General features: G+C 61.8%; 15 protein-coding genes. 1 reads left to right on the forward strand and 14 read right to left on the reverse strand.

Annotation, left to right across the window (positions count from 1 at the left end):
- Positions 1–84 precede the first annotated feature (84 nt).
- The 14 genes from LDN95_RS18415 to LDN95_RS18480 all read right to left on the reverse strand — a co-directional run bounded on the left by LDN95_RS18415 (position 85) and on the right by LDN95_RS18480 (position 20320).
- A complete protein-coding gene (locus LDN95_RS18415) occupies positions 85–222 on the reverse strand; it encodes a hypothetical protein (RefSeq protein WP_226019031.1) in 138 nt (45 codons plus the stop codon).
- A 159-nt stretch (positions 223–381) separates the two neighbouring features.
- Positions 382–1425, reverse strand: a complete 1044-nt coding sequence (locus LDN95_RS18420; RefSeq protein ID WP_226019032.1) for an alpha/beta hydrolase — start codon at positions 1423–1425, stop codon at positions 382–384.
- Positions 1422–2831: an amidohydrolase family protein gene (locus tag LDN95_RS18425; RefSeq protein ID WP_226019033.1), complete on the reverse strand. Its 1410-nt coding sequence runs from the start codon at positions 2829–2831 to the stop codon at positions 1422–1424. The genes LDN95_RS18420 and LDN95_RS18425 overlap by 4 nt, the downstream gene beginning before the upstream one ends.
- A gap of 32 nt (positions 2832–2863) precedes the next feature.
- Positions 2864–5278, reverse strand: coding sequence for a DPP IV N-terminal domain-containing protein (locus tag LDN95_RS18430; RefSeq protein WP_226019034.1), 2415 nt, complete (start codon positions 5276–5278; stop codon positions 2864–2866).
- 130 nt (positions 5279–5408) lie between these two features.
- The gene (locus LDN95_RS18435; protein WP_226019035.1) at positions 5409–6962 is read right to left on the reverse strand and encodes a M81 family metallopeptidase; all 1554 of its coding nucleotides are present in this window, start codon (positions 6960–6962) and stop codon (positions 5409–5411) included.
- Complete coding sequence (gene bla, locus LDN95_RS18440; RefSeq protein WP_226019036.1) at positions 6959–7984, reverse strand: class A beta-lactamase; 1026 nt, start codon at positions 7982–7984, stop codon at positions 6959–6961. Before bla ends, LDN95_RS18435 begins: the two co-directional genes overlap by 4 nt.
- A 23-nt stretch (positions 7985–8007) precedes the next feature.
- Positions 8008–9192 carry a serine hydrolase gene (locus LDN95_RS18445; protein ID WP_226019037.1) on the reverse strand — a complete coding sequence of 395 codons (1185 nt, stop codon included), beginning with the start codon at positions 9190–9192 and terminating at the stop codon, positions 8008–8010.
- A gap of 26 nt (positions 9193–9218) precedes the next feature.
- The gene (locus LDN95_RS18450) at positions 9219–10802 is read right to left on the reverse strand and encodes a serine hydrolase (protein WP_226019038.1); all 1584 of its coding nucleotides are present in this window, start codon (positions 10800–10802) and stop codon (positions 9219–9221) included.
- 11 nt (positions 10803–10813) lie between these two features.
- Positions 10814–11947 carry a hypothetical protein gene (locus LDN95_RS18455; protein ID WP_226019039.1) on the reverse strand — a complete coding sequence of 378 codons (1134 nt, stop codon included), beginning with the start codon at positions 11945–11947 and terminating at the stop codon, positions 10814–10816.
- Positions 11935–12978: a DUF1611 domain-containing protein gene (locus tag LDN95_RS18460; protein ID WP_226019040.1), complete on the reverse strand. Its 1044-nt coding sequence runs from the start codon at positions 12976–12978 to the stop codon at positions 11935–11937. Before LDN95_RS18460 ends, LDN95_RS18455 begins: the two co-directional genes overlap by 13 nt.
- Before the next feature lie 234 nt (positions 12979–13212).
- On the reverse strand, positions 13213–15561 hold the full coding sequence (locus tag LDN95_RS18465) for a TonB-dependent receptor (protein WP_226019041.1): 2349 nt from the start codon (positions 15559–15561) through the stop codon (positions 13213–13215).
- A gap of 275 nt (positions 15562–15836) precedes the next feature.
- Entirely contained in the window at positions 15837–17240 is a 1404-nt protein-coding gene (locus tag LDN95_RS18470; protein WP_226019042.1) for a peptide MFS transporter, read from the reverse strand.
- Positions 17237–18271: a dipeptide epimerase gene (locus LDN95_RS18475; protein ID WP_226019043.1), complete on the reverse strand. Its 1035-nt coding sequence runs from the start codon at positions 18269–18271 to the stop codon at positions 17237–17239. The genes LDN95_RS18470 and LDN95_RS18475 overlap by 4 nt, the downstream gene beginning before the upstream one ends.
- 75 nt (positions 18272–18346) lie before the next feature.
- The gene (locus LDN95_RS18480; RefSeq protein ID WP_226019044.1) at positions 18347–20320 is read right to left on the reverse strand and encodes a serine hydrolase; all 1974 of its coding nucleotides are present in this window, start codon (positions 20318–20320) and stop codon (positions 18347–18349) included.
- Between the two features lie 199 nt (positions 20321–20519).
- On the opposite strand from LDN95_RS18480, the gene LDN95_RS18485 reads away from it, so the two are divergent.
- Positions 20520–21218 (forward strand): helix-turn-helix domain-containing protein, encoded by a 699-nt coding sequence (locus LDN95_RS18485; protein WP_370631713.1) that lies wholly within the window; start codon positions 20520–20522, stop codon positions 21216–21218.
- Positions 21219–21325 lie beyond the last annotated feature (107 nt).

The raw sequence follows: 21325 nt of genomic DNA on the forward strand, positions 1-21325 counted from the left end.
CCCGCACCTTCCCGCATATGCTTGCGGCGAGCGGTATCAGTCCAGGGCATGTGCTTCCTCCATCGTCTCGACAACGACGCTGAATCACAACCTACTGATATCGCTCAACCACTTTTCGCTCGGGCTCTTAAGCCCGATCTCGTCGCGCAGCACCCATAGCAGTGGCATCTCGTCGGGGACGTCGACCTCGTGACGCTGGTGGTTGACGGTAAGGCTGATCATGGCGTGCTCCTGAACAGGACTGTTCGAAAAGGAAGGAAACGGGGCAACGGTTGTTCTGCGATAACCTACACTGCGCACAGCGTTCTATAACCATCGGACCGGAGCCTTGCCGCAACATGGCAAAGCAGCCCTGCCGAGCATCTGGTCCCGCCCATGCGATCAGTGCCTCGCCACGAACGCAATCGCCTGACCGATTGCGGGCCAGACCGAAATGCCATGGTTCTGCCCCGGAAAGGTGATGCATCCCGAAACGGTGTATCCGTTGGCACCATGCAACGATTTCAGCCGATCCGCCAGATCGCAGGCATTGCCGACCATGCGGGCGCCTTTGACCCCGGCTTGGATCTCGGCCTTCTTGCTTGCCATTTCAGGGGGGAGATCGGGCATGGTTTCCTCAAGCCCGCCGACTGCGATCAGCACGCGTGGGCTGGCCTTGCCGGAAGTGACCGCCGCGCTAAAGCGTGCTTCCCCGGCCAACACCAACTTGTTGCTCCACCAGATCGACGGGCTTGCGGCGACGAAGTTGTGAAAGGCGGTGGGCTCGGTGAACAGCGCCTGCAACACCGCCAGCCCGCCCAACGAATGGCCGAACAGCGTCTGGTCCGCCTGGTTGATCGCTGTCAGCGCTGCGACGCGGGGCTTCACGTCGGTTTCGATTGTCTGCAGGAAGCCATCGAGGCCATTGAAGTCGGAAGCGGAGGCGTTAACGCCGGTCGCCTTCATCCCGCTGATCGTCGTGTCATCTGCCGCCAGACTGAGGTCGCGCTGACGTTCGAAGGCCGCCGCTACCGAAAAGCGCGGGGCTGAAGCGAACATGGGCGGCAGCGGCTGATGTCGCGCGATGATCGGGTCGAACCATGCCGCATCATGAGGATAGCCGATGCCGACGACCACCAGATCGGGGCTGTTGCCATTGCCGCGCGCGGCCTCGACCACGCTGGCGAAATAGCCATAGCCGTCGAGGACATAGATTACCGGATAGCCGCCCGGCGGAGGGGGCGTATCGGGCAGCGCCACATCGATCGAATACCGCCGTCCGTTGACGCTCGAGGCAAAGTCGATCCGCTTGGTGTCCGCTATGCTCACTTGTGACGGATGGCCGAGTGCGGCGGCGGCACTGATGGCGGGCGCGGGATCGGCCATGGCAGGCGGCGCCGCGACCAGCGCAAATGCCGCTGATGCCAGTGCAAGCGTTCCGGTCATTGTGCCGGTGCCGTCGAGTAGGGCGGCTTGTCCTGCTTGTGGCGTGCCAGATCGACATGCCCGCCACGCACGACGACGCGGCCGTTGACGATCACAACGTCGAGCTTTTTCAGATCCTCAAGTGCTTCATCGGGCTTGCCATCGACGATGAGCAGGTCGGCAAGTTTGCCGGTTTGCACTGTGCCCAGCCGGTCCGCCATGCCAAGGATTTCCGAATTGGTGCGGGTTGCCGTGACCAGCGCTTCGGCCGCGGTGTGGTCGAGCAAGCGGTAGTTGCGCAGTTCCTGCAAATAGGCATCGGGCAGATACCTGTACCAGCCGACAACAAGATCGGTGCCGATGCCGATCTTGACTCCGGCGTCCTGAAGCTTCTTCGCCATGGCCAGCGTGGTCGCGTTGGTTTCGGTAAAGCGGCGCGACGTCGAACCCATATAGCCGCCGCCGGCGTTGATGTACTGATAGGGCACCAACGTCATATCCGAGCAGATGCCCTTGGCAGCCATCAGCTTCACCGTCTCGTCCGAACGGGGCAGGGGGTGCTCGACGCAATCGACCCCCGCTTCGACCGCCATGCGGGTGAAGATGGTTTCGGCATCGACTGTCACCTTTAGCCCGAGGTTGTGGGCCTCATCCACAGCGGCCTTGACCTCGTCGGGCGAGAAATGGCTGCCCAGCTTGATCAGATCGGCGCCACGCTTGAACTGCAGTCGCACGGCGGCGCGAAATCCGTCGGGACCGTTGGCTTCATAAACCGCAGCTTCGGGGTGCGTGGGCGCCGTGCGGCCACCGCCTTCGGTGCCATGTCCGCCGATGCCGGTGATCAGTTGCCCGGCCGGGAACACGCGTGGACCGGGGATGCGGCCGGCCCACACCCATTCCTTGAGCACGAAGGGTGTTACTCCGGTCGAGCCGACGTCGCGTATCGCAGTCACGCCACTCTCGACAAAGAAACGCAGCCTTTCCGCCCCGCGCAAGGCGGCAGAGGCTTGATCGTCCTCACCATCGGCACCCGTCGCCGCGCCGCCTTCGCCATAGGTCAGGTGGGTATGCAGGTCGATCAGGCCGGGCATCACGGTCTTGCCCGCGGCGTCGATGATTTGCGCGTCCTTGGGCGCGGCGATCAACTCGCCCCCCGAGGCAATCCGCGTGATATGACCGCGCTCGATCAGGATTTGGGCCGGGTGTGCCGCCCCGCCTGTGCCGTCGAACAGCCGGGCATTGCGGATCAGGATCACGTCAGCCGGTTCGCCAAAACCCTTGGGCACCGGCACACGGCGGAGATCGTCGCTGGTCGTGTTGTCGCCGACGTACCACTGTGCGCGGTCGACTGGCTTTTCGGCGGCTGCCACGCTCGTGGTCCAGCCAACCGTTGCCAGGATGATGGCGGACAGGGCGGTTTTGCGCATGCGGCGGAACTCTGGTCTGGAGGAGGGAATTGTCATTGCGGCTTGACCTTTGCGAGATCGAATTCCTCGGGCGGTTCGGCCTTGATCAGGTTGCGCACGAAATAATCAAATACGCGGCGCAACGGATAGCCATAGGACGCAAGCGCGGTGTGCCCGGCATTGGGCACGATCATCAGGTCAAAGTCCTTGTTCGCCTTGATCAGTGCATCGACCACCTGAAGCGTCAGTGACGGCATGACATTCGCATCCATGTCGCCATGTGCCAGCAACAGCTTGCCCTTGAGGTGCGAGGCGAGCGACGCATTGGCCGCAGCGGTGTAGTTATCGCCGACTTCGGGGCCGTTGAAGGTCTCGCCCCAGATCGCGATGTAGCCGCGCTGGTCATGGTTGCCGGCATCTGCCACGCCCACCTTGAAGAAATCAGGATAAGTGAACATCGCGTGCGTCGTCGCATAGCCCCCACCAGAGGCACCGAAAATTCCGACGCGATCTGGATCCATATAGGCACGTTGTGCTGCCAACTGCCGGATCGCTGCGACATGGTCGTCAAGATGGCCGGCCTGCGCCAGCCCGCCATAGGATTCGTCGTGAAACGCCTTTGAGCGGCCGTGTGAGCCTCGCCCGTCGACCGTTATCACGATCATGCCGAGTTCGGCCATCGCCTGCGGCAGCATCGGGTCGAACACAACAGCAGCCCGGTTCGGGTGCGAGCGATGGCTCTGCGGTCCGGGATAGATGCTGTCGAGCACGGGATAGCGCCTGGCCGGATCAAAATTGCTTGGCTTGATGATGTTGCCATAAAGCACGGTCTTGCCATCGGCCGCCAGCACCTGAAACCGCTCGGGCGTGGGCACGCCGACCTTTGCCAGCGGCGTCGGATCGGCCTGTTCGATCTGTGCCACCACTTTGCCGTCGGCCCGGCGCAGCACCGTAGTTGGCCACAAGTCCGTCCGCGCGTAAGTGTCGAGGAAGTAGCGCCCCGAAGGCGAAAACCCGTAACTTGTCGACGGATCGGGCTGTCCCGGCATCTGCACTGGCAAGGGCGGTGTAGCCTGCGCAGAAGCCACCTCGTGATCGGCCCCCTCGGGGGTCAGCAGCGTCATCGCACCGCTTTTCAGGCTGACGCGGTAAAGCTGGCGAAAATAGGGATCGAGGCCGCGGGTATTCTCGTTGGCGGCGATCACGATCGTGTCATGGGCAGGGTCCAGTCGCACCACGTTGCGCACGGTGAACGGACCTTGCGTGAGTGGGCGCTTGAGCTTGCCCGTACTGTCATAAAGGTACAAATGGCCGAAACCGGTGCGTTCCGAAAACCAGATCACATCGCCGTTGTCCTGCGGATAGACCATCGGCTGTTCGCCTATCGACCCAAATTCGACAAACGTCTTGCCGGTTTCGCTGATCAGGCGCCGTGTCTTGCCGGTATTGGCGTCGATCAGGTCCAGCAACTTGGTCTTGAGGTAACGCGTGCGCGAGGCAAGATAGACCGATTTGCTGTCTTTCGACCAGATCACCTCGTGCGCCAGGACCGGCCCGAGGAACAGATCGGGGATTGGCGCCATGTCGACTTTTTGCGCCGCGCGGCTGGCAAGATCGAAGATCCATGGCTCGGCCATCGGTATGTCGGGATCGTTGGGCATGGCCGAGCGCCACGTGTAGCTGATCGGGCGGACCGTTCCGTCGGTCGGCGTGGATTGGATGATCGTGACTTCTCGCACTTTGCGCTCGTCAACGCGAAAGCTCAGAATCTTGCGGCTGTCGGGCGACCACGCGATCTCAAGCGGAGCGGGCGGGCCAGGTGGAACCGACTTGTGCGACCATGCGATCACGTTGGACGGGGTCACCGCCTGGCCACCGCCAGCCAGGTTGCCGCGCAGGCCTTCGGTTTCCTGACCGTACCCGTAATAAGGCTCTGCGTCCGAGGTCAGCGCGAACGACTGCGCACCGTCAGTTGACCTGACCCAGATGTTCCCGTCCTTGATGAATGCCAGCCACTTGCCGTCTGGCGAGGCGACGGCATCGAACGCGGTACGTGGTGCGTCCACCCCATCGCAATGGGCGGCAACCGTCGAACAAGTCCAGTACTTGCCGGTAGCAAGGAACCGGATCGCTTGCGGGGAAACCTCGTCATAGTCGGGGAAGGGCAGCTTGTCCGCCTCGACCGGCTTGCCCAGCGCGGCAGACAGCCCCGCAGCCACGACTTTGGCGTCGAACGCGGCGCTTGCCTTGCCGGTGGCGGCGTCGACGGAGATGAACGTGGCGCGGTCGTCGGCCAGCTCCTTGCGGTAGGTGAAACGATCGCGCGGACTATTGCGCCAATGCGGCGTGACTTTGGCATTCAGCAGATAATGCGACCGATATTGTGGAAAGAACTGCGCCGCGCGCTCGTAATCCCTGGCCTCTACGCGCTCGGGCGCTGCTTGCGCGGGAAGTGCGGTTGTCGTCAAAGCGCCCACCGTCAAGCCAACCCAAATGGCTGATCGCATCCTGCATGTTCCCCCAAACAAGCGCGCACAAACCATCACGGCAGAGCGCATTTTACAATGAATTTTCCAATCGGGATTGGACTATCCCGTTTCATCCGGTCGCTATGGCGTCGATCGACCTCGATGAACGGGGCACGATCACCGGAACGGGCGCGCCGGATTCAGCCCAAGGGTCCGATACCTTCGGGAAAAAGCAGGGGGCGCGTTTGGTGTAGGGGATCGTGGCAAAATCCATGCCCATCGTACCTGGCGAACGCACATGCCAGATATGGTCGGCACCGGGGCGGAATCCGGCCTGATAATGGTTGCTCGACTTGACCACGATCAGGCGCTTGTCGTCGAGCCGGATACCAAGCCCGGTAAACGCATCGGGCTCGAACACCTGCGTGCGCACCGAACAGACCGCGATATCGAGGCCATTATGGCGCAACCAGACCGAACGGCCCATCGGCTGGCGTTGGCCAAAGACGCCTTGGCTGTGGTCTTCGACCACGCCCATGACTTCGACCGCAAGGTCCACGGGCTGCCCAGACCAAGGACCGCATTTCCCGCCCAGACGCACCTGCAGATGCGCCCCCGTTCCGGCATCGGCACAGACTTGCGCCACCAGCGGATCCCAGAAGGCGCCGATCACCGCGTCGGTCACCCCGCGTTCCAGCATCGCGGCCAGAAAGAACGTGCTGTCGCCCGACGCACCGCCACCTGGATTGTCGGCAAAGTCGCCCAGTACGATCCGGCCGTTCAGGCTTCGCGCCTTGTCGAGTGACGTTGCGATATCGGGATATCGCGGCATGAGCGTCTCGCGCAAGTCGTAAAGCCGCGATGCAAACCTGCTGGCAACCGCCGCTGCCCTATCGGCATCGGCATCGGAATAGACAAGCACGCGCGTGCCTACATCTGCGGTGTCCGCCCAGGGGAAACCGTGCGCGATGCTGACCGAAAGCACCGGCGCAGCCGCCTCGGCAGCCTTCATTTCGGCGACAATATCGGACATTGGCGGATCGAATGTCGGGTAGAAGCCGATTACCTTGAGGTCGATAAGCGCCGCCACCGGCTGAATCCTGCCCGATGCGGCGCGCAGGCACAGATCATAGAGTTCGTGCGCGCGATCCTCGAAATCGACATGCGGATATTCCTTGCCGATCACCACAAGGTCGGCTTGCGCCACCATCGTGTGGGTCAGGTGGCAATGCGGGTCGAGTTCGATCCCGATCACTGCGTTGGGTACGATCGTCCGCACCCGCGAGATGATATCCCCCTCGCAATCGTCGTACCCTTGCGCGACCATCGCGCCGTGCAGCATCAGCAGCACCACATCGATGCGGCCCGCTTCGGACAAGTCGGCAAGGGCCAAGTCGTCAAGGATGGTATCGCGCAACTTTTCGTAGGCGCTGCGCACCGTGATACCCGAGGGCTGGGCGCTGGCGAACAGGCTTTCGACGATGTCGTGGCCGTCGGCCTCGCCCCGATTGCGGAACACGCTGAGCGGTCCTGACAACGGGGTTGCCCCGGTTCTGGACGAATTGCGCGTCAAGCCGTTCTCGGCAAATCCGGACATGCCGGTCGGGAACGGGGCGAAGGTGTTGGTTTCGGTAGCAATACCGCCGATGAAAATGCGCAATTTACGAAGCTCATGCGTGCTCATGGGCGGGTATCCGCGTTGCGAAACAGGAAATAATCGCGCACCGATCGGCCGATCTGCGCGATCGTCTGTTCCCGCTGGTCCATGGTCGCGTCGCTGCCCTTGATGAATACCGCAAGCACCACTTGCCCGGCCTTGCCCGGCAATGTGACCACCCCGACATCGTTGACCGTACCGCCGATCGTACCAGTCTTGTGTGCAACCGGGCTGTCAGCGGGCATTTGCCCACGCAGGCGCCCAGCGCCGGTGCGACAGCGGCCCATCATTGCGATCAGGATCTTGTTGGAAGCAGGCAACAGGGCCGCGCCGGACCAGATCCGGGTCAGCAGATGTCCCATCGCGCGTGGCGAGGTGCTGTCACGAAGATCGTTATCAAATGCGGGGTTAGGTCCGTTATCGAGTCTTGCCAGTTCAGGATGTGCGGCAAATTTCGCGACCATTGCCTGATGGAACGGGCCAGCATCCGCGCTGACGCCATAGTAGCGCCGGATGATCTCGTCGGTCCCGCCATCGACGCTGAACGCATCGACTCCTTGTGCCCGAACCCATGCATTTACCGCAGCGGGCCCACCCGCCAGCCGCAACATGACATCGGTGGCGGTGTTGTCGCTTTCGGTCAGCATCAGTTCGAGCAGGTTGTAGACCGACAAGCTGACACCCGGGTGGATGAAGCGGTCCTGGATCACTTCGGAATCGACCATCTCGTCCAGCGTGATCGGGATCATCCGGTCAAGGCTGACGGAACCGTCGTCGACCCGCTTGAGCACCGCACCGGCCACTGCGACCTTGAACGTGCTGGCCATCGGAAACCGGGCATCGGGGTTCAGCAGCACGCTTGGTCCGGTGCCATCAAGCCGCCAAGCGGCAACGCCGACCACGCCCGTCGAACCCGCCCCGGTCTTGGCCAGAGCGGCGATGTCGCTGGTCACCGGGTCGGCGTCCACCCCGGCCATCGCGGTGTCAGAGGCAAGCAAGGCGAGTGCGCCCGCAAGGACTACGGTAAACGCATGGCGGGCGCTGGTCATCGGTGCGGTTACCTTCACCCGATTCAAGCGAGCGCAGCCCGTATGGCCGCATCGACCACAGCCTGCTGCCGGGCCATGAAATTCCCGCGCATCACGTCATCGGTATTGGCGATCGTGGCCACGGTGATGTGGTCGTCAGGCAGTGTGGTCAACAGGCTGGCGAAGCCGGGAATGCCACCACTATGCGCAATCATCTTGCGGCCATCCAGCTCGGAGATTCCAAGCCCGAAGCCATACTTCAGCGGCTTCTTGGGCCCCGGTCCGCGCGACACTTCGGGCAACTGACCGTTCTTTAACAGGCCCGGTTTCAGCATCTCTTCAAGGCTTGTTGGCTTGATGATCTTGCCGCCGAACAGCGCGAGGTGCCACCGGCACAAGTCCTCGCTGGTCGAACGCATCGCCCCGGCAGCGCCCGGATAGGTCATCGAGATGTAGGCGGCATTGTCGAACTCGGTCGCCGAGCCGGGATGGCTGGTATAGCCCGAAACCCGGTCAGGCACGATCTCGGCGGCGCTGTCGACTGACGTCCGCGTAAGCCCCGCGGGTTCGAACAGGCGGCGCTTCACGTGCGCCGCATAAGCCTCGCCCGTGATCTTCTCGATCACCAGGCCCAGCAGCACATAAGCCGTGTTGCTATAGGCCCAGTCGGTGCCGGGTTCGAACACGAAGGTCGGCGAGGTATGCTCGATCATCGCTTTCAGCAGCTCTGCCGAGTTGTAATCCGCCCGCATCGCGCGCAACATGTCCTGAGGGTTTACGCGGTTGGTATAATTGCCGATCCCCGAGGTGTGATTCAGCATTTGGCGCAAGGTCACATCGGCGGCGCGCGGAAATTCGGGCAGGTACTTGGCCAGCGCATCGTCGAATGAGAGCTTGCCCTCTTCGGCCAGCAAAGCAAGTGCGGCAGCAGTGAACTGCTTGTTGACCGAACCGATGCGGAACACCGACGTCGGCGAAACCGGCGTGCGGGTCTCAAGGTTGGCAAAGCCGAACCCCTTGGAATAGACGAACGCGCCGTTCTTCATCACGCTGAGCGAAAATCCGGGTTCAAGGTGATCGGCAAGCGTGGCCGCGCCCAGTTGATCGACCGCTGCCCATGCTTTGGGCGTCGCGGCGCGGGCAGTCGCAGCAGTGGCAAGGCCGCCGACGAGCAAGCCGAGCGTGTGGCGCCGCGACAGGGCTAGGTGCCCGGATTGATGATCGCGCATTTTGGTGATCTCCCGAAAATTGAGGTTCACGGCCGCGGTGTCACAGGCGTGAAGTCGAGGTCCTGGTAGTCGTAACTGAAATCGGCGAGCGGCGAGGCAGCATTCATCGTCACATGCGCGACTTTGCCGTCTTCACCCGCCACAAACGTGACGTTGGCGGGTTCGATCGCCGGATCGATCCAGCGCGCAAGGTACATATCGCCGTTGATACGCTTGAGCACGGCGTGCATGCCGGGGGTCTTGCGCATCGTCAGAACCAGCCCGCTCTGGTCGCTTTGCACATCCATCGCGCCATACCAGTTGTCCTTGAACTGGCCGACAAGCGAGGCCGCATCCAGCGTCTGGGGAACGATCCTCGCGGGCTTTTCGGCAGTGGCGAGCGCGGTCTTTGCGGCGGCCTTTCTCAGGTTGCCCGCATCAAGGTACGCTTTGCCCCAGTCGGTTTTCGGCAGGTCGAGGTAATGGTCGAGCAGTGTGTACATCAGCGCCTTGAACGCGAGATCCTCGCTGTTCTGCATGATCACGAACCCGGTGTTCTTTTGCGGGATCAGCACGACCTCGGTCAGGAACCCCGGCGTGCCGCCCGCGTGCTCGATGATCTTGTGGCCCTTGTAGTCCCACAGGAACCAGCCCAGCGCATACTCCTGAAACTGCGGGGGCGGCGCGGCGAGGGGCTTGGGGCCCGACCGGGGCGGGATCAGCGTGACCGGCTTCCACATCTCTGCTGCAGATGCTTCCGACCACAGGCGGCTCTTGCCGTCGGCGAGTTGGCCATGCGCCAGTTGTACCGCGATCCAGCGGCTCATGTCGGTAGCGCTGCTCATAATGCCACCTGCCGGAAAGACACTGGCGCCAAGGCCCTGCTTTTCGTCAAGCACGCTTTGTGCACCCTCGCCGCGAAACGGCGGGCCGAGCCGCGCATGGCCTTGCGCACGGTCGGCGTTCAGATAGCGCGCGGCTTCGTCGGTGGTGCTGTCGAACATGCCGATCGGGCGCAGCAACCGATCGCGCACGAAGTATTCCCAGACTTTGCCGCTGTCGCGTTCTATCACCACCCCGGCCACCGCATAGAGCACGTTGTCGTAAGCGAACTGGCTGCGAAAACTGGTCTGCGGTTTCAGCCAGCGCAGCGCCTTGACCACTTCGGCGCGGGTGAAATCCGCGTGGTTCATGAACGTCAGATCGCCCGCGCCAAGGCCCAGCCCGCTGCGATGCGTGAGCAGATCGCGCAAGGTGAACTCGCGCGTGACATAGGGATCGGCCATCTGGAATTCGGGCAGATGGTCGACCACCCGGTCGTCCCAGCCCAGCTTGCCTTGTTCCGCCAGCAGCGCCAGCGCCGCGCTGGTGAAGGCCTTGGTCGTCGATCCGATCTGGAACAGCGTGCGGGCATCCACCGGCGCTGGCTTGCCCAGTTCGCGCACGCCATAGCCCTTGGCCAAAACCGTCTTGCCGCCTTCCACGATGCCGACCGCCATGCCCGGAACACCGTCGTTGGCCATCAGTTGCTGAACTGTGGCGTCAATGTCCGCGGGCGGATCGGCTTTGGCGGTGGAAGCCAAAGCCAGAAGCACGGTCGTGGCAAGCAGTGCTCTGGCAAATCGACGCATGGCGAACCTCATCAGGCGAGCGGGGAAGCGTTCGCGCCAGGCGATGCATGCGGCCTCGTGACACGCCAGAGGCCGAGCGTGAGCAAGGGCACGACGTAGATTGCCAGGAAAGCGTATGCGAGGAAGCGATACCCTTGGGCGATCAGCTGCACGATCCCGAACCGGTCAGCCAGAAACACCGCGCACATCAGCAGCACCAGCGAAACGAAGAGCCGCAGGGCGCGCGACATCGTTTGACCGCGTTCGTGGAAAACCCCGGCGATGCGCTCGATGAACGCGTTGACCGTGCCCGTTCCGCTTTCGAGCAGAGCTGCAAAGATCATGATCTGGAACGCCCAGTGCACCAGCGGCATGTTCAGCTTGTTCAGCAGGAAGTCGGATGGCAGCGGCACGCCTTTGACTTCTGGCCAGGCTGCCATGCACACGAAAAACAGGATCGCCGGAGCCATTGCCAGCGGGCCGGCAAGCAGACCGGCAATCACGGCGTCGCGGTCTGATTTCATGTGGCGCGTGACCGGCAGGATGTTGATCGCGCCGATCAGGTTGTATCCGGCGTAAGTCAGGCCGCCAAGGAGCCATTCCGGGCCGACAGTGTGATCCGAAAATGCCGCATTGATCCGGTCGCCGAAATGGGTGAGCGCCAGTCCAAGAAACAGCGCATAGACCCCGTAGAGCAGGATCGAGACCCATTTGAACAGCGCCTCGACCGAGGCATTGCCCAACGCGGTGAACCCGGCAATTCCGGCTACCAGCACAAGCGTTCCGACAATCGTGGGCAAGCCCAGCAGCAGTTGTCCCAATGATCCGGCAGCGGCGCCGAACACGGCCAGAATGATGACCAGCATCAGCACGAAGGCGATTTCGTAAAGCACCCAGAAGCGGCCGAGCAGCCCACGAAAGAAGTGGCGATAATCGACCGCACCGGTCTGGCGCGCGAATACGAACGTCAATGCGGTCACCGCACTCCACACCAGCGCGGCGAGCAACATGCCCAGCACACCACCCCATGCGCCGCTGGGTAGAAAGAATTCAGCCATTTCGCGGCCAGTGGCATAGCCACCGCCGATGACCACCGCCTTGAACGCAAACCCGGGCAGGATGAAGCGTTGAAACCAGCTCGGGCTTTGCTCGTTCAGATCAGACATGCATCGACCAGTCGTTCAAAAGCTTCGCCGCCACGGATCGGATCAGCCACCGGCAGGCCCAGCGCCGCACTTGTTTCGGCGATGATTGTTGCAGCTTCCTCGGCGGAATATGCAGCAGTGTTCAAGCTGATCCCGGCGCAGCGGATGGCCGGATTGGTCCGCGATCCGAGAAGCAGGTTGAGATCGATGGTCTGTTGCAGCGTAGGTGTGACATAGCCGGGCACGCCCGCCATCGCGGTCCGTCCCGCTTCGTGGCATACCACCAGCACATCGGGCTGGCTGCCATGCAACAGGCCAAGCGACACGCCGGCATACGACGGGTGGAACAGCGATCCCTGACCTTCGACCACGTCCCAGTGATCATCTGGGGCGGCGGGTGAGAGGATCTCGGCCGCACCCGCGGTGAAGTCGCAAACGATCGAGTCGATCGGAATGCCCGACCCCGCAATCATGATTCCGGTCTGACCGGTGGCGCGAAAGTCGCTGTCGACCCCGCGCGCGGCAAAGGCACGCGCAATTGCCAGCGCAGTATACTTTTTGCCGAGCGCGCAGTCGGTACCCACCGTCAACAAGCGCTTGCCGCTGCGTTTCTGGCCGCTGCCGATCGGAATGTCGGCAGGTGGCCTGCGCACTTCGATGAACCGCCGTCCGGTACGTTCGATCGCGGCAACCAGTTCGGGCACATCCAGATAGCTTGAATGCATGCCGCTGATCACGTCGAGCCCGGCTTCGAGTGCTTCGACCAACGCCGGAACCCAGTTGGGGCGGATCTGCCCGCCGACTGAGGCGATGCCGATGACCAGCCCGCGCGCGCCAGCGTCATACGCCGCTTTTGCCGATAACTTCGGCAGACCTGTCGTTACCGTGGCCTGCGGCAGCGACAGTTCGCCGACGCATTGGTCCCCCGCCCAATCCCGCAGGCCGAGCGCGGTCTTGGCATAAGCCGGATCAACAGCGTCGCCAAGGAACAGGAGATAGGGTTGCGGGAGCTGGATCACGCCGAAGTCCGGCGCCTTTACTTGAATAGTCATGATGTCTCTCGACCTATGTGAACCGATTGCATCGTGCCGTTGCACAAATGGAATCCAGATTTTCTGGATTGAACGTCTATGGGGTTGCGACCCGATTATCGGTTTGTTTCGGCCTGACATGCTTGATGCTGGCCGATGGACGTCATTTCCTTGAAATGAATTGCATATCGATCGCGGCTTAGGCCAAAACCCCCGGAGAGACTGGACACTCTCTCCGGGGACCAGCTTCTCGGATCAGTACTTGTACGAGATCCGGAAGCCGATGGTGCGGGGCTGAAGTACAGCGCCAGAGCCGTAACCACCGTACGTGCCCTCTGCCCGGTAGGTGAGCAGTGCCCGCGAGTTGGACAGGTTGTGGACGTAGACGTCGTAGGTGAAGTGCCCGTTGCGCAGGCCCGCCTGCATCGAGAACGTATCATAGGCCGGAAGCTGTGCACGCTTGCCCGAGATGGGGGCAGCCGTCGGGCTGATGAAATCGGTGTAGAGGTTGCCGGTATGCGTCCAGGTGCCACCGATGAAGCCTTCGTAATCGCCGAAGGCCTTGTGATGATAGTCGACGTTGAAGGTGTTGACGAAGTTCGGAATGTAGGCAAGCCGATCGCCCTTGTATCCACCAAACGCATCGTTGGAGGACGTCAGTCGCGCATTGTCGACGTCACCGATCAGCCCGAAACTGAGTTCGCGGGTTGCGTTCCATGACAGGTTCCATTCGATGCCTTCGCTCTTGGCGTCGCTGGCATTGCCTTCAAGGCCAAAGATGCCCGCCGACGTCACGAAGTTGCTGATGACCTGAATGTTCTTCCACTTGATGTAATAGGCCGCGACGTCGATCGAGATCGCCTTGTCCAGCAGGTAGGTGCGCAGACCGACCTCGTAGTTGGTGGTGTGATCGGGCTCGTATGCGAGCGGGAAATCGACGGGCAGCGGACCCGGCGGGATCAACTGCGGCGCGCCCGGACGGAAACCGGTAGCGACACGCGCATAAAGCAGGGTGTCGGCGCTGACGTGATAGCGCGGCGCCACCGACCATGTTGTCGTGTTCTGCGAAATGCGCAGGGCCTGCAACGTGGTGTCGGCCGGACCGAAAACCACGCAGCAATGCAGCTTGATCTGCGAAGTCTGCACGATGTTGGAATAGCGCCCGCCGAATTCCAGATCGAATTTCGGTGTGAAATGCACCGTCGCATCGGCAAAACCTGCCTTTTCGAAATATGGCGCATCAAGCTGGGCGTTACCGGCAGGCGGATTGAGCTGCGGGCCGTTGGGATCGGAGGCTGCGGTGAAGTTGGCAGATTGGTTCCAGTGCGTGATTTCACGCGTGATCATACCACCGAACTGCCAGTCGACCGGCAAGCCGGCGATCGCAAAACCCGGCTCCGAGGAGATCCGAAGTTCCTGTGTGGTCTTGTACAACCGGAACGGGTTACGGCTATCGGTAAGGATTGGCACCTTGTAGATCGGAACCGGGCCGCCCGCACCGAAGAAATTCGGATAGGTGATGCCGGGCACGACCTGAGCGCCCGATGTGTCGCTGCGCGTCGAGTTACCGACGATGCCGTGGCTGGTGATCGACGTGATCTTGGCGAAGTGTGCGTCGTAATCGACCTGGAGGTAGGCGTAATACGTCGGCGCGTCTTCGAAGAGCTGCAGGGGCGTGCTGAATGACAGGCCGTGGGCCAGTGCCTGCTGGTTTGCAGGGGCAGGCAACCCGGCAACGATCTGTTTTTGCGCTCCGACCAGATCGACATAGCTGCTGCCCGAATCGTGCAACTGCTGCATCGATCCCTGCAGCGTGACCTTCAGGTCGGTGCTCGGCTGCCACAGCGCGCTGAGCCGCAAGCCTGAGCGCCTGCCGTGGTTGATGTTCTTCTGACCGGTGACGAAGTTGTCCTTCCAGCCCGGCAGGCCTTCGTAATAGCCTGTAGCACGCAATGCGAGCGTGTCGCTGACGGGGATGTTGATGAAGCCCTTGATGCTGCCGGCCGCCTCGCCATGGCTGACGGTGGAGCCACCCGCTTCGATACCGCCCTGCCAGGCGCCGAGCACCGGCTTGTTGGTCACATACTTGATCAACCCGCCCTCGGCCGCGGCGCCATAAAGCGTGCCCTGCGGCCCACGCAGCACTTCGACGCGCTGCATGTCGTAGGTGTCGGGGTTGGTGGTCGTGGTCGAACCGTTCGCGTTGCCGGTCGAGAAGTTGAGGGGGATTTCGTCAAGCACCGTGCCGACCAGCGCGCCGCCGCCGCCAGCGTTCTCACCACGAACGATCAGGCGGTTGGTGCCCGCCGAAATCTGCTGAAGTTGCAGGCCGGGAACTTGCGCGGCAAAATCCTTGAAATCCGACATCGCGCGGTATTCAAGGCTGCGCCCGGTAACGGCGGTGATCGAGTTTGCCACGTTGTGAAGGATCTCTTCCCGCTTGTTCGCGGTCACGACGATTTCTTCACGGTTGTTGGACTGGTCGGCGGCGGAGGGCTGCGCCTCGGTCGCAAAGGCTGTCGGGGCAAAGCCAAGACCCACCAGGGTCAGTGCGCCGCAGGCAACCGTCGTGTTCAACACGTTCCGGGCAGAACCGGCTTTCATCCTCATCATTGAAATCCCCCACTTTGTATATTGAAATCAGAGTTTTGGTTGGGTCCAAGCTGTTCTGGGCAACATGACAAGATCATATCGTCTGCGGCTCGCCCCCCTCAGGTACGGATCATTCTGTCGGCGACGTCACCACCCGAATCCTTGCCTCAACCTGTCCTCTATGGAAATAATGATCCTAATCAGAAAAAGGTCAAGAATCTTGATTGGATAAAATAGTGAATTTTTTCAACAGTTTGTGTTTATTCTGCGTTCTTATCCGAGAATTCTCACGATTTCAGGAAAATATTTTGCCGATCGAGCGTGTCAGTCGCGAGGCCAATGTCCGGCGCGCGCCCCCGGTCTTCGCTATGCAAGGGGCGCTGCGTGGTCGGATCTTGTCCGCCAATGGCGCGTGCCATTTCCCTGACCGGTTTATCGAACAGCCGAAGCCCTGCCGCAGCGCTCATCGCGATCGCCCCAAGCAGTGCAAAAAAGATCGTGTGGGGCAGGGTCGGCCAGAAGCTTCCGAGGTAGCCTGCCAGCAAGTTGCCGAAGAAGGCGGCGAGAAACCAGGTGGCAACCATCGTCCCGCGATGGCCTTCGGGCGCGAACTGGCTGAACAGGCCGAGCCCGACTGGCAGGATGTAGAGCTCAGCCAGCGTATAGGCGCCGATGAACCCGGCCAGCGCCAGTGCAGGTGGCTTTGCGCCGCTGACATGGCCAAACCAGACAACCCCGGCCAGTCCGAGATAGGCAAGCGCAAGGCCCAGCGCGCCCAGCGCCATCTTTTGCAAGGGCGAAACATCGCGGTCCCGCATTGCCGAGCGGTTCCACCACGCCACCAGCACCGGGGTCAGCGCGAACACCAGCAGTGGATTGAGCGACTGGAACCAACTGCCGGGAATGAGATAGCCAGCCACGCTACGGTTCACGTCGGTATCGGCCCACAGCGCAACCGAATTGCCCATCTGTTCATAGGCTCCGCGAAACACCACCACACACGCAAACACGCCTGCCAGCGCGCGCAGCCTCCCCGCGCTTTGCACAAGGGATGCAGGGGGGGCGTCATTTCCGGCCATAGTGTGTTCGCGGCTGGCCTCGTCTGGAAGCCATCGGCTGCCAAGGCAATAGATCGCCAGCCCAAGGCACATGCCCAAGCCCGCCGCGCCAAAGCCGTAATCCCAGCCATAGACCTCGCCAAGCGTGCCGCAAACGAGCGGGGCGATGAATGCGCCCAGATTCACGCCGACGTAGTAGATATTGTAGGTTGATTGGCGGCGCGGATCGTCAGGCTGGTACAATTGGTCGATCTGGCTGGGCAGGTTGGGCAGATAGAACCCGTTGCCGATCGCGATGGTGCCTAGCGCGACGAACAACAGCGCCGGAAACGCCATAAGGAAATGGCCCAAAGCCATGATCGCGCCACCGATGATCACGCCTGTCCGCCGTCGCAGCCAGCGATCCGAAATCGCGCCGCCGATGATCGGTGTGAAATATATGAACGCTGTATAGAACCCGTAGACCATCGAGGCCGTTTCGCCGGAAAACGCGAGGCTCTTGGTCATGTAGTAGACTAGCAGCGCGCGCATGCCGTAGAACGAGAACTTCTCCCACATCTCCGTGGCAAACAGCACGGTCAGCCCCCGGGGCTGACCGAACCAGTCGCTGGGATCGGAAAATTCCGTGCTCATTGAGCGGGCAGGGCCTCTGCAATCATTGCATCCGGGCCCCAGATTTCGGGCGCGCAGGTCACGTGCCCGTCGTCATAGACCACGGTCGGAGCCGGATCTTCGGCAATGAAGATCGGGCCGTCCAGATCGACCACATCGCACAGCTGCCCAAGGACATAAGCCGGCGCGATCGACAGGCTGGTCCCGACCATGTTGCCGACCATGACCTGCAGGCCGAGTTGCTTTGCGCGCCGCGCGATCAGCAGGCCTTCGGTCAGGCCGCCACACTTGTCGAGCTTGATGTTCACCACGTCGAACCGACCGGGCAGCGTCTCAAGTTCGGCGAGGTCAAGACAGCTTTCGTCCGCCGCGACGGGCAGAGGTAGCTTGAGGCCATCTAGGTCCGCTTCGCGGCCACGGCGGAACGGCTGTTCGAGCAGCGAGACGCCGCAATCGACCAGCACGCCGATCAGCGGCTCTATCGTGTCGGGCGTATAGCCCTGGTTGGCGTCGACCCCGATCCACACATCGGGACGTGCTGCGCGGACGGCCCGCACCCGGTCGCTGTCGACCGCTGCCTCGCCGGTCAGCTTGAGTTTGATCGCCCGTGCGCCGGCGAAACCGATCGCGCCGCGCGCCATCACGTCAGGATCGTTGGCGCCCAGCGTCATCGTGGTGAGCAGGCGACGCGGTGTAGGCAGGCCAGCGAGTTCGCAAACCTGCTTGCCCGCTTCGCGCGCTTCGAGTTCCCACAGCGCGCAATCGAGCGCGTTGCGTGCGCCTCCGGGCGGCAACAGCGTGCGCAGAGTATCGCGGGTCAGATCTGCGGGCATGTTCAAAGCCAGTTTGCGGAGGATATCGGCACCTCTGTCCGCTGTGTCGTCAAGGTAATAGACGCCAGCCGCTTCGCCCCGGCCGACTGCGTTGCCGCGCCGGACCGTCGCGATAAGGACCGGCGTCTTTTCCATGACATAGCCGGAAATGCGGAACGGCGATTTCAACGCCAGATCGATCCGCGTCACATCAAGGCGCAGGTCTGCACAATTGCCCACTTCGAGGTCTCCTTCAATTTCCTGGGGGAAGCGAGGGGGCAGGCCGTTATCAGCACCCCCCACGCTTGCGACTGGTCAGTAGTTGGTCGTGAACGTCAGCAGGCCGCCAGCCCAGGCGAACCATGCGAGCATCAGGAACGACACGCTCAACGCTGCGGCCCAAAGCTTGGCGATCCAGCTCGATTTTCCGGTCAGGACCGCGAACAGGTTGTAAAGTGCAGCTACCAATCCGCCGACCGACCCGATCAGCACGATCAGTTCAACCAACAGCAACGCCCAGTTGTTGTTGCCAAGCCACTCGAACCCGCCATCGCCGGTGATGATCGAAAACATACCGATCAGGGCGCCCGCTCCGGCGACTGCTGCGACCGCGCCAAGGCGCACAAGCCGATAAGCCCGCGCCCGCTTCCCTACGAGCGCGAGCCTTGCGCCATAGCTGCGGCGGACAAGCGCCAAGACTGGCCAGCCCAGTGCGGTCAGCAGCACCACGACAAAGCCCGTGACTGTCGCCGGGATCAGCCAGGCCGCATCAAGGTACCACGGCGCGCGGTCGTAAACCGCAATGCCCGCCACCGTGTCGGACGATACGCGGACCACCTTGCCGCCCTTGACCATTGCGCCGAACCGTTCGTGCCCGGCAATGTCACGCCAGACAAACGGAGCAATCTCGCGGTAGTGGATCGGCTCGCCGCTGGGCTTTGGAATGAGCGGAAAGCTCACCGTGCCGTCCGGGTTGGTGACGACCTTTAGCTGACCGACAACGCCCATGAGCGCGAGGAAATTGCTGAAGCCGCCCCGCGCGCTGATGTAGCTGCCCGAAACCATCCGCGCGTGTTCGGCTGCCGTTGCGGCATCGACCTTGCCGTCGGTGTTGGGGGCCGGGAAATAGCGATCGGCAAAGCCCGATACGAGCATGCCGCGGAGCGATCCGGCGCCCTTTACCCCGGCACTGTTGACCGAAACGAACAGGCCGACATTGTCGTTGATGAACAAGTACAGGCCGCTGTGGAAGAACGCTGTGTCGCCGCCATGGCCGATGATGCGGTGCCCGTTGAGGTCTGACACCATCATCCCCAACTCGATTCCGTTGAGTGGCGGCATCAGCCGCGTTGTGGTGTTATGCATCATCTGCGCGGTTTCGGGCTTCAGAATCTGCGTGTTGCCGTATTTTCCGTTCTGCAGATGCGCGATCATGAAGTGCGCCATGTCCTCGCCGGTTGCGGCAAGATTGCCGGCCGGCGATGCCACGACGATTTCGAACGGCTGGGCCCGCTTGGTCGCGTCCTGATAGCCTTTCGACATCGTATCGAGGATGCGCTTGGGCATCGGCACCGCAAAGCTGGAGTTGTTCATGTCCAGCGGCTTGAGAATATGCTGGTCGACATAAGCGTCAAACGGTTCCCCCGAGACGCGCGCAACGATGTACCCCGAAAGCGCCGCGCAATAGTTGGAATAAGCAGGGGTGGTGCCTGCATCGAACACGCGCGTCGGGGTCCAGCGCTTGAGCCAATTGCCCAGCGAGGTGTCTCTGGGATGGGCGTCGATCAGGTCTTTGACCGCTTCCTCGAAGCCGGGAGTGTGCGTCATGCAGTTGCGCAGCGTGATCGGCTTGCCGCCGCGCGGCGGGATCTTGAAATCGAGGTAGGAGTTGACGTCGGCATCGAGGCTCAGCTTGCCTTGCTCGACCAGTTGCATCACCGCCGTCCAGGTGAACAGCTTGGACACCGAGCCGGGACGAAACCCGGTTCTCTTGGGATCGACCGGTGCACCGGTGGCGACGTCCGAGGTGCCATAGCCCTTTTCGAGCATGACCTGACCGTCTTTCACGACCACCACGACCGCGCCCGCGATCTCTCCGCGTGCCAGCTCTGCGGGCATGAACCCGTCCAGCCATGCTTCCGCATCGGCGGTGTTGAGCGGGTGCGCAGCGGGCAACTGGCCTGCAGGCGCGCTGGTCGATTGCAGGCTTGGCGCCTGCGGGTTCGCGTCAACGATTGTGGACGCGAAAAGGGCCCAAACCAAACCGAGCGTGGCGAACAGTCTACGCATTTGCACCCCTGACCCGCATTGTCGGCATCCGGGAATCACCCAGCCCGCAATGAATTTCTCTGGAGGCTATCTGCAGTCCTGATTGGAAAATTGTCAATGCTCTCGCAAAATCCTTCAAAGCGGCTATATGATCAGGCTTGAAAAATGAGCTGCCCGCCGCAACTTGCTGCGGGAATTAAATTTACAAAGGATTTGGGTCTTGCCGAAGATCAAGAGCAGTCGTGCGGCGAAGGTTCCCGCCGCGCTTTCCCCGGTAAACGACATCCCCATGCGCAAGGTCGCGCCAGTGAAGCCAACGCTTGGTGTTGTTGTTCGCTCGTTGCGTCAGGCCAACAAGTGGACGCTCAAGGAGATGAGTGAGAAGACGGGGATTCCGTTCTCAACATTGTCCAAGGTCGAGAACGATCGGCTGACGCTGACATACGACAAGCTTTTGCAACTGGCTGAGCGTCTGAACATGCGGATGTCCGACCTGTTTGCCGAACCCCAACCGCATGAATCGGCGCCTTCCGGTCTTGCACGTCGGAGTGTGGGGTCGGCCGAAACCGCCATGCGCGTCGAAACGCCGAACTACGACTATAGCTATCTATGCACCGAACTGCGCAAGAAGCGGATGATTCCGGTGCTGACCCGCATCCGGGCGCACAGCGTCAGCGAATTCGGGCAACTCGTCCGGCATTCCGGCGAGGAATGGGCCTATGTCCTTGAGGGGCAGATCGTCGTCCATACCGAGTTCTATGACCCGGTAACGCTGGACGTCGGGCAGATCATCTATCTCGATAGCGGCATGGGCCATGCCTATGTTGTTGGTGAAGGATACGAAGACGCCTTGATGATCGGCTCGTGTTCAAGTGCGCAGGAAGACCATCTGGACGAATTGTTGACAGCGCATTCGTGAGCTGGGCTGAGTCGCCTCGACGAGTTTGAATCCCGGCGTTGACATTCGCTTGAACAGGCTTCAACTATCCTGATATGAAAATCGCGCCGCATCGGCGGGCGTGACGC

Origin of the sequence: Novosphingobium sp. FKTRR1, from assembly GCF_020404405.1 — a bacterium.
In the GTDB taxonomy this organism is placed as follows: Bacteria; Pseudomonadota; Alphaproteobacteria; order Sphingomonadales; family Sphingomonadaceae; genus Novosphingobium.

Excerpts from the sequence above, each read along its gene's own strand:
- LDN95_RS18415 (WP_226019031.1), bottom strand. The coding sequence starts at position 222 with ATGATCAGCCTTACCGTCAACCACCAGCGTCACGAGGTCGACGTCCCC.
- LDN95_RS18420 (WP_226019032.1), bottom strand. The coding sequence starts at position 1,425 with ATGACCGGAACGCTTGCACTGGCATCAGCGGCATTTGCGCTGGTCGCG.
- LDN95_RS18425 (WP_226019033.1), bottom strand. The coding sequence starts at position 2,831 with ATGCGCAAAACCGCCCTGTCCGCCATCATCCTGGCAACGGTTGGCTGG.
- LDN95_RS18435 (WP_226019035.1), bottom strand. The coding sequence starts at position 6,962 with ATGAGCACGCATGAGCTTCGTAAATTGCGCATTTTCATCGGCGGTATT.
- bla (WP_226019036.1), bottom strand. The coding sequence starts at position 7,984 with ATGACCAGCGCCCGCCATGCGTTTACCGTAGTCCTTGCGGGCGCACTC.
- LDN95_RS18445 (WP_226019037.1), bottom strand. The coding sequence starts at position 9,192 with ATGCGCGATCATCAATCCGGGCACCTAGCCCTGTCGCGGCGCCACACG.
- LDN95_RS18450 (WP_226019038.1), bottom strand. The coding sequence starts at position 10,802 with ATGCGTCGATTTGCCAGAGCACTGCTTGCCACGACCGTGCTTCTGGCT.
- LDN95_RS18455 (WP_226019039.1), bottom strand. The coding sequence starts at position 11,947 with ATGTCTGATCTGAACGAGCAAAGCCCGAGCTGGTTTCAACGCTTCATC.
- LDN95_RS18460 (WP_226019040.1), bottom strand. The coding sequence starts at position 12,978 with ATGACTATTCAAGTAAAGGCGCCGGACTTCGGCGTGATCCAGCTCCCG.
- LDN95_RS18465 (WP_226019041.1), bottom strand. The coding sequence starts at position 15,561 with ATGAAAGCCGGTTCTGCCCGGAACGTGTTGAACACGACGGTTGCCTGC.
- LDN95_RS18470 (WP_226019042.1), bottom strand. The coding sequence starts at position 17,240 with ATGAGCACGGAATTTTCCGATCCCAGCGACTGGTTCGGTCAGCCCCGG.
- LDN95_RS18480 (WP_226019044.1), bottom strand. The coding sequence starts at position 20,320 with ATGCGTAGACTGTTCGCCACGCTCGGTTTGGTTTGGGCCCTTTTCGCG.